Source organism: Polaribacter reichenbachii (assembly GCF_001975665.1).
Classification (GTDB): domain Bacteria; phylum Bacteroidota; class Bacteroidia; order Flavobacteriales; family Flavobacteriaceae; genus Polaribacter; species Polaribacter reichenbachii.
The window spans coordinates 3,255,511-3,269,521 of sequence record NZ_CP019419.1 but is presented as its reverse complement, the minus strand read 5'-3'; the positions used below and the strand labels follow the sequence as shown (position 1 = coordinate 3,269,521).

Here is a 14,011-nt window from a genome sequence, read left to right as displayed (position 1 = left end):
AAAAAAATACAAAGCATAAAACTTACTAAAACGAAGCATTACCCTTGTAGTTTGTATTTATAAACTGATAAAAGTGATGCATATACTATAGTTAGTTGCAATTAGGTTAACAATCAAATTATCTGAATGAAGATTAAACAAATAAAACTCAATAAGTTTGGACCTTTCTACAACTATACTCTTAATCTCGCGACTAACGATGAAGTTTGCCTTTTAATCACAGGGAAAAATAATGAAGGAAAATCAAACATAATATTAGCTTTAAAGCTTATTGATGCAGCTTTCAGAGTTATAAATAAAAAAAGGAATGAAATTAAAGTTAATTCAACATTGTATTATGAATTCCTGAAACAGGATACAGAAGATTATTTAATACAAAGAATGGTATATAATTATAGTGACAACATCGCTGTAATAAAAGCTGATTTCGAAAAAAAATTCAATTTGACTATTTATATAGATCCTATTATTGACAAAATATATTGTGAATATGATGGAAGAATTGAAAAAGGTTTTGAGTCAATATTTGGATTTATCCCACCATTAGGTCCAATTGCCGAAAAGGAAAATTTAATCAAAAACATCTCATACTTAAGAGCAAACTTAAATACATCTTTAGCTGCTAGGCATTTTAGAAATCACTTAGTTCAAAATTTATCTGATGGCGATTTCGAATTAATTAAACAAATCGTTAAAAATTCTTGGAAAGGAATACAATTAATTGATTATAAAATTGATTATTTTAATGAAAGTAGAATTAGTTGTTTTTTCAAAGAAAAAGGATTTGAAAGAGAAATCAGTTGGGCAGGTCAAGGTTTGCAAGTTTGGTTCCAAATAATAGCACATTTAGTGAGATTAAAATCAAGGTCAATTTTGATTCTTGATGAACCTGAGATTAACTTACATCCTGAAAAACAAAATGATTTAATAAGAATTATTAGGCAATATTTTGCAGGTAGTATAATTATAGCTACTCATTCAGTTGAACTAATGAATAACGTAAATATTAGCCATATAATACATGTTAGAAAAACTCAAAGGAATCCCAAAATAAAACTGACCAATGACAAAAAAAATCTTGAACAAATTAGATCACATATTGGCAGTAATTTTAATTTCATCTCATCTCAATTTGAAGAAGTTGATTTAATTGTTTTTACTGAAAATGTGGATGATTACAAATACATTACAGGCATTGCCAAAAACATTAAGAAGAAAACTTTTAATATACCGCTTCATGGATTCAGTGAATATAATAAAGCAATTTATTATAAAGAAGCATATGAATTACTTATTGGTCAAGATGTTGAGTGTACAATGCTTCTAGATAGAGATTATTATCCAGAAAAATATTTAACTAAACTTAAGGTAGATCTTAAAAAGAAAAACATTGACCTATTCTTTACTCTTGGGAAAGAAATTGAAAATATGTTTTTACATCCTAAAGTTTTAAAAGAGCTATTCAAAGACGATTCAGAATTCAAAAGTTATGAAGAAACAATCTATTCAGAAGAAGAAAAAACAGATTCTCAAGGTAGTCTAGTTAAGCTTCATACAGATTTTTATCCTGGAAAAATTGATGCAAAAACCATTTTTAAAGAAGTTATACCTGTATTTGATAAAATTTGGCTTGATAAAAATGAACGATATAAAGTTATAGCTGGTAAAAATGCATTAGGCAAAGTAAGAGATTATTATAGGAAAAAGTTTAAGTTGAACCTTTCCGATTATTTACTTCTAGAAACTATCAACAAGGTTAAAATTACGGAAATCAATATATTGATTAATGAGTTGTTTAAAAATAAAAGCAACTAACACCGTATAAAATTAATTGCTAGTAAAAGCTTATTTACGAAAGTCCTCGCGGTTTTTCTATCTGTAATATATTTGCTAGCTTTAGTGCTTAAACCATGCAACTAATCTTATACATAACCGTTAGGCATAATTAAAAGGACACCCAAAACCAACTATGAAGACTGAACATCTCAAAACTATTTTTATTAATTATCTTATCGAACCTAAAACACAATATGCGATTTTAATAAATGGAACTTGGGGAAGTGGAAAAACATATTATTGGAAAAATGAATTAACAGAAACTGCTAAAGATAATGGATATAAAGCGATTTATATAACATTAAATGGAATTAGTAGTACTGAAGTATTGGAACGAACTCTTTTTTATAAACTAATTCCTTTCATTGGAGATTCTAAAAACAAATACATAAAGAACTTAACAAAACTTATAGGTAATTCAGCAAATGCGATTAGCAAATTTTTTACAAAATCAGATTTTAATGATTTATTCAAAGGTGTAGGTTTAGATTCATTCGATTTTGATAAATACGTTATATGTTTTGATGATTTAGAAAGATGTCAAATACCTATAAAAGAAACATTAGGTTTTATAAATAATTACACGGAACATAAATTTCTTAAAACAATAATTTTTGCAGATGAAGGTAATATTGATAACTCACAAGAAGGTTATGATAATATAAAGGAAAAAGTAATTGGAAGAATACTTAATTTTGAATTAGACATAAAGGAATCTATTTCTTTGTTAATCGATAATTACAAAGAAGAAAAGATTGTGTTTTACAATTTCCTAAACCAAAATAAAGAATTAATTTCTAATATATTTATTGATTCTAATCAAAATAATTTAAGAATTACTTCTTTTTATTTTAGAATATTAGAAACACTTCATCCGATTATTAAAGATATTAACGTACAATTTAGTCGTGAAATCATATTATTTTCTGCATTGGTTGCCATTGAATTTAAGTTAGGTAAATTAAAATCAAATGAGTACAATGATGCTAAAGGAATAAATCATATTGATAAGCATTTTCCTCATTTGTTTAATCTGAACAGTAATGTTGGTAAACCTTTAATCCAAGATAAAAAAGAAGAACCTGAAAAATCGTTTGCAAGAATATTTTACGATACTTATCTGACTGAACGAATTAATGAATACTTCTTTTATTCTTCGATTTTCACATTTATACTTACGGGATATTTAGACGAAAATAAGCTAAAAGAAGAAATAGAAAAGCGTTCGCCAGAAATTATTAGTGATGAAATAAAAAGTTTTAGAGAACTATTAAGTTACCATTTTCGTGAATTATCAAATGAAGATTTTGATAAATTACCTAACAAAGTATTAAAGTATTCTAAAGAAGGAAAGTATTCAATTTACGATTACATTCAAATCGGGAATTTCTTTTATTTTTTCTCTGAAAATAATCTATTTGATATTTCCATTAAAGAAATTGATGCGAATATTGAGGAAGGTCTTAACAAAGCAAAATTAAGAAAAGAAATTAACGAAACACGAATTAGTAATTTAATGCATTTTGGAGACGCAGACGCGAGAATTACAAAATTAAAAGAAAAGGTAAAAAACATTCATAACGAAATTAAGAAGGAATTTGACATTAAAGAGGCAAACAAATTAATTATAATTCTAAAGGAAAAAGACGAAACTGCTTTAACCGATTTTTTTGCCAAGTATAATCTATCTGATAAAATTTTCAACAACATAGATAAGATTGAGCTTTGTTCAGCAATAACAGAAACAACTAATAAGCAATTATTTAATTTAAATGAAGTTCTTAAAGATAGATATAAATCTGTTAATATTGGGGAGTTTCTTTTTGACGATTTTGAAATTTTAGATGATTTAAAAAATAGACTGACAGAAAAATCAAAAAGTTTAAAAATACAACCTCAAAAATTTTTAATAGAGGAATTATTAAGAACATTAGAGGAAATTTGTGAACATTTAGAGAAAACGAAAAAATAACTATGCCTAACACCTTATATAATTTATTGCTGGCTTCTTGCCTGCTTGCGAAAGTCCTCGCGGACTTTCTTGGTCGGTAATTATTTACTAAATTAGTTGCTTGAAACACGCCACTAATCATACACAAAACCGTTCCAAAAACCCTAAATAATCACCAAAATATACTTTATTTCTAAGTAATTTGGGTAGGGAAGTGCTAAATCTAGATCAGATAAATCCTATGCTCAACTCATTTCAGTATTTCTTAATCCTGAGCCCAGTCGAAGGGTTATCAATCGAAAAAAGAAAAGAGTTAAACTTTGAACCCAAAACTTAAAATTTTAAACTCAAAACTTTTTAACTCAGAAACTTTGTAACTCTGCAGCTTTGAAACTCTGCAACTTTGTAACTCAGAAACTCAGGACTCAGAACACCAAACACCCCAAACAAAACCCACAGAAAAAAAAAAAAAAAGGCAAAAAAGAGCCTCAAAAACACCAAAATTAACCCCCAAAAAACAAACCCAAAATCTGCAATTTTATACCCCAAAAACCATAAAATTTCGCATAATTCTTAAACATCCAAAAAAGTTCCCCATAGTTACTCCATAGCAACGTCATAGCAACGTCATAGGAACGTCATATCAAAGCCATAGTAAGCCACCTCAAAAAAACACCCAAAAAAGAGTAAAAAAACACAAAAAAATAGCTCTAATTTAACCCAAAATTGACCCAATTTTCAGCCATTTTTTAGTTCAGAATTTAAGCCAATAAATCGGAGGATATTTATAGATAATTTCAAAAACAGATTTATACAAATTATAGCATAGAATTCACACCAATTTTTAGGGTAATAATGGGTAGAATCAAACTAAAAACAATATACCATATAATAAACCCAAATAAAGTTAAATAAACCACTACTTAAAACAAATACAATATGTCTTATAATTTATATTATGTAAAATAGAATATTTCTGTACCAACACCTACTGTGCAATCATCAACTATAAAATGATTTACATATTTTGTGTATAGTAATTGTAATCCTTTAAAATCGTATCAATAAATTCGCTATCACTTTTATGTACAGATTTAATATCAGTAACCTCTAAGATTTTAGAACGCAATTTTATTAAGGTTTTAAAATCGTTCGTTTTAATCGCCGTTTTGTAAGTCTCTTTAATAATACGTGCATCATTATCAGAAAGTTTAATAACATTCGCATATGTAGGTACATAATTGGCTTTAATATTCTCTAAAATGGTTTCAGAAAATGCCACATCATCTTTCAAATAAATAACAATCGTATTGGCAATAATATCTCCAAACCGCTGACTGTTTTTGGTAAATAAAATCAAAAGAAAACCAACGAGTTTACCAAAAAAGAACAAACTAACCAATAAACCAGCCTGGTCTCCTAAACCCAAAGATGCTGCATAGATAAACAACAAAATAAACAAATTAAAGTCTACAATACGTAAAAACCAGCGAATAATGTAATCGGTAATACTTGGTTTAAAACCGTCAATATTAATCACTTTAATCTTTAACAAACGTTTACCAAGGGTTTGCCCATCCATTAAAATCTCAGAATACAGGGTATAAAACGTTATCGGCAATAAAAAAAGCACTTCCATAGCTTTAATCGTCCAACCATCACCCCTAAAAGTATCATCGATAAGGTTAAAATCAAACAATTTAGCCGCAAAATAAAAGTAGGCAAACTTTATAACGTTGTCTACAGAAAAAGCCAAAAGACGCTGAAATACATTAGCTGCCGTAAATTTTATATTTACATTTTGTGCGGTTTTTATTTGGAGTGTTTTCATGCAATGATTAAATTCGCTCTAATGAGAGAGGTCGCTTTTATAAAGCAAAATAAAGAAAAATGGCTTGAATTTGAACAAGGATTTCAAAATAAAGATAAAAAAAGTCCTGATGACATTGCCAACTTGCATATTAAAATCATGAACGATTTGGTATATGCACAAACCTATTACCCTAAAAGTAAGGTTACTGTATATTTAAATAAGTTAGCAAAATCGAGTTTTAACCACGTGTACGATGCCAAAAGAACCGATAAAAACCCGTTTATATACTTCTTTTTAGACAAAGTACCACTACTCTGCTACAAATACCGAAAATACTTTTACTTATCCTTTATCGTGTTTTTTGTCTGCTTTTTTGTTGGCTTACTCTCTACTTTTAATGATGAAACTTTTGCAAGACAAATTCTTGGCGATAATTATGTAGATATTACTATAGAAAATATAGAAAGTGGCGATGCAATGGCAATTTACAAAGGGGGCAGCAATTGGGGAACCTTTATTGGCATTTACGACAACAACCAAAGAGTGGGTTTATATATGTTTTTATCCGGAATTTTCTTGGGCATTGGCACCGCTTTTTACGTGGTAAAGAACGCTATTATGGTGGCTGTTTTTCAGGCGTTCTTCTATCAATACAATAGTTTGTTCGATAGCTTAAAAGGAATCTGGATTCATGGTACTTACGAAATCTTCGGTATTATTATAGAAGCTGCAGCTGGCTATATTATTGGGGCAAGCATCTTATTTCCTGGTACCTTAAAGCGTTTTGAGTCGTTTAAAAACGGAATTAGAGATGCGTTTTACATTTTTATTAGTACCATTCCATTTACCATAATCGCGGCTTTTTTAGAGGGATATGTAACGCGTTATTCCAACAAAATGCCAACTGTATTTTGTTTTTTAATTATTGGGTTCAGCTTGGTAAGTATCAGTTATTATTATTTGATTTTGCCTTTTAAAGTGGCACGTAAACACAGTTTAAGGTAAATGAAAAGAGTACTGGCTTCCCTCCTTTTTTGGTGTGCATTTCTTACACAAGCGCAAGTAAATTCGGCTGCGGATACTGTTCTTGTAAATGGTGATATCAATGCCATCATACAAGATACACTTACGGTTCAGAAAGATACCATCGTATACAACAAAACCACCAAGATCAGTACAGAAAGGGATTTTAACACAAACCTCAAAGAAAAATATAACGACGAAGATTTTATATATAAAGAAGATAAAACGAAAAAGAAAGAACTAGAAACGGATACAGACAGTAATTCTAGTAGTGCCTTTTTAGGGTTCTTTTCCTTTTTCATGTCGGCTATTTTCCCTTTTCTTTTAGGCGGATTTGTAATATTCGTAATTTTAAAGTCCGTTTTAGGTTTCGATGCTCGTTTCTGGAAACCAACAAATAAAGCAAAAACTTCTTCGGATAAACTCATTTATGAAGACGAAGACATTCACGAGCTCAATTTAGAAGCTCTATTGCAACAAGCCATTGCCAACAAAGATTTTAGACTTGCCATAAGATATTATTACTTAACAACGCTAAAAGGCCTATCTAACAAGCAAATTATTGATTACCATAAGGATAAAACCAACTCAGAATACCTTTTCGAAATAGAAAATACCCAAACCAGAACCGATTTCTCTTACCTGTCTTATGTATATGCTTATGTGTGGTATGGCGAATTCCCTGTAGATGAAAATAGCTTCGAAAAAGCCCAAAACAAGTATCAATCTTTTTTAAATTCTATAGTTTGATGCTCATAAAAACTCCTCTAAAAATACCATTGGGTATCATAGTTATTTTACTACTATTCACAAGTTGTAATAAAACGAACTGGATAGAAAATTACAGAGAAAAGGAAAAAAGTCCTTTTGGCACGTACATTATATATAATGAAGCTAAAAATCTGTTCCCGAATCAAGAAATAGTACTTTTAAAAGAGAACTTTTACGATTACCTATTTTTAAACTACGATACCACAAAAGCTGATTTTGGCAACTATATCTGTATTAAAAACAATGCCAACAAACTGCCTGAAGAAGGTGTAAAAGACTTGTTATCTTTTGTACACGATGGTAATAATGCCTTTTTATCCTTAAACTATTTTTCAGAAAATTTAGAGGCACAATTGGGCATCACCACCAACAATTTAGATAAAAATGTTTACGATAACGCAGATTTAAAGGCTTTAAAAGGGGAATTCTCTTTAGTTGATGAAAGCTTTAAAGACCAAACCTTTACCTTCGATAGAAACATAAAAAGACATTATTTTGTAACCTACAACGAAAACAAAACCATTGTATTAGGAAATGCAAAAATAGACGGAGAATTAGTACCCAACTTCTTAAAAATCTATCATGGTAAAGGCGCTATATACATTCACGCCAATCCTATTGTCTTTACCAATTACAACCTATTAAAGGGTAAAGAAGTCTATGCAGAGCACCTACTCTCCTATTTGCCTTCCAATACCGTCTTTTGGGATCCTCAAATAAAATGGAGCAAATACGTTAACAACAGAGACAATGATCAAGAATCTGTATTTAAGTTCTTTTTACAGCACAAAACCTTAACTTGGTTTTTATGCATCACCTTCGCAGGCGTTATATTATTTATGCTTTTTAACTTTAGAAGAAAACAACGCGCAATTCCAGTAATTCATCCTTTGCAAAATACAACGGTTGCCTTTACACAAACCATTGCAAGTTTATACTTAAAAGAACAAAATCATAAGAATTTAGTCGATAAAAAGATTGCCTATTTCTTAGAAAAAGTAAGAACCAAATACTTACTGAATACCACCAATTTAAACAAGAATTTTATTAGAGATTTAGCCGCAAAATCAGATAATGAAATTAGAAATACAAAATATTTAATCAACACAATTATCACTTTAAATAAGAAGTCAGAATGTACTCAAGAAGAGTTACTTGTACTTCATAAAATGATTGTAAAATTCTTTAAAAAATAAGTTTATGGATACACCTAATGTGCCTACCAATGAAAATGAGGGTTTAGAAAATACAAACAATTTAGCATTCGAAAGTAGAATCGATTTAACCGAATTACAAGAGAGTGTTTTTCAAATAAAAAAGCAATTGCAAAAGGTAATTGTTGGGCAAAAAGAAATGATGGATTTACTCTTAGTGGCCCTCTTAGCAAACGGCCACGTTTTAATAGAAGGTGTACCTGGAGTTGCCAAAACCATTACAGCAAAGTTATTGTCTAAAACCTTAAATATAGGCTTTAGCAGAATACAGTTTACACCAGATTTAATGCCTTCGGATATCTTAGGAACATCAGTTTTTAATGTAAAAAACTCAGAATTTGAGTTTAAAAAAGGCCCTATTTTCTCGAATATGGTTTTAATTGATGAGATCAACAGAGCGCCTGCCAAAACTCAAGCTGCAATGTTCGAGGTTATGGAAGAAAAGCAAGTTACTATGGATGGTACTACCTATACAATGCAAGAGCCTTTTATAGTATTAGCAACCCAAAACCCTATAGAACAAGAAGGTACGTACAGATTACCAGAAGCCCAATTAGATCGTTTTTTGTTTAAGGTAATTATCGAATACCCAAATGCAGAAGAGGAATTAGAAATCATAATGAGAGAACAGGCCTTAGAGAATACCACTAAAATTGGCAAAATAGAAACCATTATAGAGGGTAGTAAAATTCTAGAATACAGAAGTTTAGTCAACCAAATAAAGATAGAAGAAAACTTGTTAAAATACATTGCCAACATTGTGGTAAATACAAGAACCAACTCTTTTTTATATTTAGGGGCTTCACCAAGAGCAAGTATAGCTATTTTATCAGCATCCAAAGCATTTGCAGCCATAGAAGGTCGAGACTTTGTAACACCAGAAGATATTAAAAAGGCTACCATTCCAGTTTTACAACACAGAGTAATCGTTACTCCAGAAAGAGAAATGGAAGGTTTAACCAGTAAACAAATTATTGAACAAATCATCGAAGCCGTAGAAATACCAAGATAGAAGTATGTCATTTCGAGTGATTCCGCTTTTTTGCGGAATTGTATCGAGAAATTGAATAACAAATAAATAACACCCCTGTATTGTGCAGGATAAATAAAATAATAAACGATAAGTATGTCATTTCGAGTGATTCCGCTTTTTTGCGGAATTGTATCGAGAAATTGAATAACAAATAAATAGCATCCCTGTATTTTACAGGATAAATAAAATAATAAACGTTAGGTATGTCATTTCGAGTGATTCCGCTTTTTTGCGGAATTGTATCGAGAAATTTTTAAATAAACAATTGCAAATAACATTGAAAAATCTATTCAATACTTTATTCTTAAACAACAGATTCTACTACGCACTAGCTATAGTAGCTACATTATTTGTAGTAGGCTTCTTTGCGCCTATAGTTTTCGAAATAGCTAAAGTGTTGTTTTTCATATTAATTGTCTTAACTTTTATTGATATTCTAATCCTTTATCAAACCAAAAAAGGAATCGAAGTAGATCGTTATTTACCAGAAAGATTATCCAATGGCGATGAAAATAAGATCTCTTTATCCATTAAAAACAATTATCCTTTTGTGGCACATTTATCGCTTATTGAAGAATTACCTTATCAATTCCAAAAAAGGGATTTTATTTTTACACAAATCATCCAAAAGAAAGCAGACAAAACCATTCATTATAAATTAACACCCAAAGAAAGAGGTGTTTATCTTTTTGGGCATATCAATGTGTTTGCAAACTCAGGTTTACAACTAGCCACTAAAAAATATGTGTTGGGCACTGAAAAAGAACTCAAATGTTATCCTTCTTTCCTAAGATTAAAAGAGTTTGATATTAAGAACTTTAACAGCTCCACCACTTCTTACGGATCTAAAAAAGTAAGAAGAATTGGGCATTCTTTAGAGTTCGAACAAATTAAAGAATATGTTTCTGGTGATGATATTAGAACCTTAAACTGGAAAGCGACTGCCAAGAGAAACCAACTAATGGTGAATCAATTTGTAGAAGAAAGATCACAATCGGTCTATGCTATTATTGATAAAGGTAGGGCCATGCAAATGACTTTTAACGGTTTAAGCCTCTTAGATTATGCTGTAAATGCAACTTTAGCCATCAGCAATGTCATCCTTAGAAAACAAGATAAAGCAGGGATGTTGTCTTTTGCTACAAAGCTAGAAGATTGGGTAGTTGCAGAAAGAAGAAACTCGCAAATGAGTTTAATTTCTGAAGCATTACACAACATTAAAACCAATTTCGATGAACCTGATTTTAGTACATTATATTCCGTAGTAAAAAGAAAAATAACACACAGAAGTTTATTAATACTGTTTACGAATTTCGAAACCATAGACGGTTTAAACAGACAACTCCCCTATTTAAGAGCCTTAGCTAAAAACCATTTGGTATTAGTGGTCTTCTTTAAAAACACAGAATTAGATGCTTTAATTGATGCAGAATCAGATGATATTCAAGGTGTTTACGACAGCATTATTGCAGAGAAGTTCATGTACGAAAAGAAACGCATTGTAAACGAATTAAAAAAGTACGGAATCCAGTCTGTACTCACCAAACCACAAGATTTAACCGGAGATACAATCAACAAATATCTTGAGCTAAAATCTAGAGGTCTATTTTAAAATTATGAATTAAAAAAATAAAAACTATGAATTGGTATGTAAAAGTATTAAAACAATACGCAGATTTTAAAGGCAGAGCAAGACGAAAAGAATATTGGATGTTTGTATTAATTAATGCAATCATTTCAATTATAATGATGGTTTTAGATAATCTATTAGGTACAACTTATGGACCTTTAAATGAAGATGGATATTTTGAGACTATTTACAGTATTGCTACATTAGTACCCTCTTTGGCTGTAAGTGCTAGAAGAATGCATGATGTTGGTAAAAGTGGTTGGTATATGTTAATACCAATCTATAACTTGATTCTTTTTTGTACAGATGGTGATGAAGAACCAAACAAATGGGGAGAAAATCCTAAACACGATAGCCACGAATTAATGATCAATCAAATAGGAAAAGAATAATTATGAATTGGTATCTAAAAGTATTATCAGAATACGCAAATTTTAAAGGCAGAGCTAGACGTAAAGAATATTGGATGTTCTATTTAATGCACATCATAATTGTGGGGGTATTATCCTTTGTGTTAATTTTTATATCTGGCGGATTAGACAGTACAGAAGAACCAAGTAATTTAGGTTTAACAATAATTGGTTTATACATTTTAGCAACTTTAGTACCCACAATAGCGGTTACTGTAAGACGTTTACACGATACCAACAGAAGTGGTTGGTGGTATTTAATTACAATAATACCTTATATAGGTAAATTTGTATTACTTATTTTTACTTGTATGGAAAGTTATAATGGGGTGAACAAATGGGGCGAAAACCCAAAAGGTATTGGTAATGATACTTTAATCAATCAAATCGGTACAGAATAGTAAATATACGAGAATTAGTAGCTAAAAGTATAAACGGCATACGCACTCAATAAGCTTTAAACTTTTTTAATGTTTAGGCTATTTAATTTAATGAGTTTTCTTTTTTGCATTTGTTTAAGAGTTTTTAATATTTAGGGTAAAATTTATAGATTACTTTTGCCGGCTATGGCAATGAAGCAAAAATCAGAATTAGAGTTTATTATTATCATGGCATCTTTAATGTCTTTGGTGGCATTGTCTATAGATGCACTATTGCCGGCAATAGAAAATATTAGCACTTCTTTAAATGTAGTAGATCAGCATAACAACCAATTGTTAATCACAATGATTTTCTTAGGCTTAGGTGTTGGTCAACTTATTTCTGGGCCTTTATCAGATAGTTTTGGTAGAAAACCCGTAATCTATATAGGTTTTATCATTTTTGCTTTGGCCAGTTTAATTTGCATTTTCTCCACAAGTCTAGAAATGATGATTTTTGGAAGAATCCTACAAGGTATGGGTCTTTCTGCTCCTAGAACCATTAGTATTGCTATGGTTAGAGATCGTTTTAGTGGTAATTATATGGCTAAAGTAATGTCTTTTGTAGTAGCTTTATTTATTCTAGTTCCTGTAGTTGCGCCTGCTATTGGTAAAATATTATTAGATGCTTATGGCTGGAAAGCCATTTTTTATAGTCAGTTATTATTGGGTACTTTTTTTATGATTTGGTTCTGGAAAAGACAACCAGAAACCTTAAAACCAGAAAATAAAAAGAAGTTTAAATTCACGTTGTTTATAGAAGGTAGTAAAGCGTTTTTAAAAGAAAAAGATGCTGTTATTTTTACTATTTTCTCTGGCTTTATTACAGGTTCTTTTATGGTCTATTTAAGTGCTAGTCAACAAATCTTTGAAAATCAGTATGGCTTAAAAGAAGAGTTTCCTTTTATTTTTGCGGGTTTAGCTTTTGGTATTGGACTCTCTACTTTCTTAAACGGAACTTTAGTAGTAAAATTCGGAATGTTAAAGTTAGTAAAGGTGTTTGCCTTAGTTTTTACTATAATTCCTTTAATGTACACAGTATTATTTTATGGAGAACCAAATCCAAGTGTTTACATTTTAATTGTCTTTTTCTGGTTTCAGTTTTTCTCTTTAGGGTTTTTGTTTGGGAATACTAGAGCATTAGCAATGAACAATATTGGACATATTGCAGGAATTGGAGCTGCGTTAAACGGATTTGTGTCTACAATTATGGCTGTGCCTATCGCAACATTTATTGGTAGTTATATAAGTACTTCTGCTCTACCTCTATTTTTAGGTTTTCTAGTATGTGGTACAATTTCTTTGATTTTAATTCAGTATTTAGAAATTTCGAAGAGAAAAACCTTACAGTAAATACTATTTAGAATCCTCTAATGCTGTCCATGTACCATTGTAATTAATATTACTTCTATGGCTGCTGTTTACACTCAAAGTAGCTTTGTTATTTACAAATAAGATCATATTAATATTTAGGTTTTCATCTTTCGTTTTTACCATATACTTTAAAGAATACTGGTTTTTCTTTGCATTAAAAATAGTTGATGTTTTTTCGGGTATGCCTTTAAATTTTAATCCTACTTCAGATCCATAACCACCTCCTATTTGTCTTACGCCATAATAAGGTAACTCAAAAAATAAAGAATCGTTTCGTACGCTAAAATAATTGTCATTACCAATTAAATTAATATTTGCCATATTACTACCCACAGGTAATAAATTCTGTAAACCGCTAACATTAGCCATTGGCATTGGATTTGCAGAATGGGCAACAAACTCAAAATGATTATTCGAAACCATTTTTTGTAAAGCTTCTAACTCTAGCAATGTAACTGTACTTTTACAAGCTACAAATAACATTGATAAAAAAAATAATAAAACGTACAACTTAGGCTTCATATTAAACTGATATAT

At 30.2% G+C, this 14,011-nt stretch carries 12 protein-coding genes; 10 read left to right on the top strand and 2 right to left on the bottom strand.

What is annotated here, in order from left to right:
• Positions 1-126 precede the first annotated feature (126 nt).
• Both BW723_RS13945 and BW723_RS13940 read left to right on the top strand, forming a co-directional pair.
• Entirely contained in the window at positions 127-1,815 is a 1,689-nt protein-coding gene (locus BW723_RS13945) for an ATP-dependent nuclease (RefSeq protein WP_068359884.1), read from the top strand.
• 154 nt (positions 1,816-1,969) lie between these two features.
• Positions 1,970-3,808, top strand: coding sequence for a hypothetical protein (locus BW723_RS13940; RefSeq protein WP_068359886.1), 1,839 nt, complete (start codon positions 1,970-1,972; stop codon positions 3,806-3,808).
• A gap of 997 nt (positions 3,809-4,805) precedes the next feature.
• On the opposite strand, the gene BW723_RS13935 is transcribed toward BW723_RS13940, so the two are convergent.
• Complete coding sequence (locus BW723_RS13935) at positions 4,806-5,618, bottom strand: RDD family protein (RefSeq protein WP_068359888.1); 813 nt, start codon at positions 5,616-5,618, stop codon at positions 4,806-4,808.
• Between the two features lie 21 nt (positions 5,619-5,639).
• Between BW723_RS13935 and BW723_RS13930 the strand changes: the two genes are divergently transcribed.
• The 8 genes from BW723_RS13930 (at position 5,640) to BW723_RS13895 (ending at position 13,453) form a co-directional block, all read left to right on the top strand.
• On the top strand, positions 5,640-6,605 hold the full coding sequence (locus BW723_RS13930; RefSeq protein ID WP_068359890.1) for a stage II sporulation protein M: 966 nt from the start codon (positions 5,640-5,642) through the stop codon (positions 6,603-6,605).
• Positions 6,606-7,373 carry a DUF4129 domain-containing protein gene (locus BW723_RS13925; protein WP_068359892.1) on the top strand — a complete coding sequence of 256 codons (768 nt, stop codon included), beginning with the start codon at positions 6,606-6,608 and terminating at the stop codon, positions 7,371-7,373.
• Positions 7,373-8,590, top strand: coding sequence for a hypothetical protein (locus tag BW723_RS13920; RefSeq protein WP_068359894.1), 1,218 nt, complete (start codon positions 7,373-7,375; stop codon positions 8,588-8,590). Before BW723_RS13925 ends, BW723_RS13920 begins: the two co-directional genes overlap by 1 nt.
• Positions 8,591-8,594: 4 nt before the next feature.
• The gene (locus BW723_RS13915; protein WP_068359896.1) at positions 8,595-9,620 is read left to right on the top strand and encodes an AAA family ATPase; all 1,026 of its coding nucleotides are present in this window, start codon (positions 8,595-8,597) and stop codon (positions 9,618-9,620) included.
• A gap of 298 nt (positions 9,621-9,918) precedes the next feature.
• Complete coding sequence (locus tag BW723_RS13910) at positions 9,919-11,253, top strand: DUF58 domain-containing protein (protein WP_175335404.1); 1,335 nt, start codon at positions 9,919-9,921, stop codon at positions 11,251-11,253.
• A 26-nt stretch (positions 11,254-11,279) separates the two neighbouring features.
• Complete coding sequence (locus BW723_RS13905; protein ID WP_068359898.1) at positions 11,280-11,663, top strand: DUF805 domain-containing protein; 384 nt, start codon at positions 11,280-11,282, stop codon at positions 11,661-11,663.
• Between the two features lie 2 nt (positions 11,664-11,665).
• A complete protein-coding gene (locus BW723_RS13900; protein ID WP_068359900.1) occupies positions 11,666-12,082 on the top strand; it encodes a DUF805 domain-containing protein in 417 nt (138 codons plus the stop codon).
• Positions 12,083-12,247: 165 nt separating this feature from the next.
• Positions 12,248-13,453, top strand: coding sequence for a multidrug effflux MFS transporter (locus BW723_RS13895; RefSeq protein ID WP_068359902.1), 1,206 nt, complete (start codon positions 12,248-12,250; stop codon positions 13,451-13,453).
• Between the two features lie 3 nt (positions 13,454-13,456).
• Here BW723_RS13895 and BW723_RS13890 read toward each other — a convergent pair whose 3' ends face one another.
• Positions 13,457-13,996 (bottom strand): DUF4251 domain-containing protein, encoded by a 540-nt coding sequence (locus tag BW723_RS13890; RefSeq protein ID WP_083139721.1) that lies wholly within the window; start codon positions 13,994-13,996, stop codon positions 13,457-13,459.
• Between the last annotated feature and the right edge of the window lie 15 nt (positions 13,997-14,011).

Bases quoted from the DNA above. Each gene is read 5' to 3' on its own strand.
- BW723_RS13905 (WP_068359898.1), top strand. From the start codon at position 11,280: ATGAATTGGTATGTAAAAGTATTAAAACAATACGCAGATTTTAAAGGC.
- BW723_RS13895 (WP_068359902.1), top strand. From the start codon at position 12,248: ATGGCAATGAAGCAAAAATCAGAATTAGAGTTTATTATTATCATGGCA.
- BW723_RS13930 (WP_068359890.1), top strand. From the start codon at position 5,640: ATGAGAGAGGTCGCTTTTATAAAGCAAAATAAAGAAAAATGGCTTGAA.
- BW723_RS13890 (WP_083139721.1), bottom strand. From the start codon at position 13,996: ATGAAGCCTAAGTTGTACGTTTTATTATTTTTTTTATCAATGTTATTT.
- BW723_RS13920 (WP_068359894.1), top strand. From the start codon at position 7,373: ATGCTCATAAAAACTCCTCTAAAAATACCATTGGGTATCATAGTTATT.
- BW723_RS13945 (WP_068359884.1), top strand. From the start codon at position 127: ATGAAGATTAAACAAATAAAACTCAATAAGTTTGGACCTTTCTACAAC.
- BW723_RS13935 (WP_068359888.1), bottom strand. From the start codon at position 5,618: ATGAAAACACTCCAAATAAAAACCGCACAAAATGTAAATATAAAATTT.
- BW723_RS13915 (WP_068359896.1), top strand. From the start codon at position 8,595: ATGGATACACCTAATGTGCCTACCAATGAAAATGAGGGTTTAGAAAAT.
- BW723_RS13940 (WP_068359886.1), top strand. From the start codon at position 1,970: ATGAAGACTGAACATCTCAAAACTATTTTTATTAATTATCTTATCGAA.
- BW723_RS13925 (WP_068359892.1), top strand. From the start codon at position 6,606: ATGAAAAGAGTACTGGCTTCCCTCCTTTTTTGGTGTGCATTTCTTACA.
- BW723_RS13900 (WP_068359900.1), top strand. From the start codon at position 11,666: ATGAATTGGTATCTAAAAGTATTATCAGAATACGCAAATTTTAAAGGC.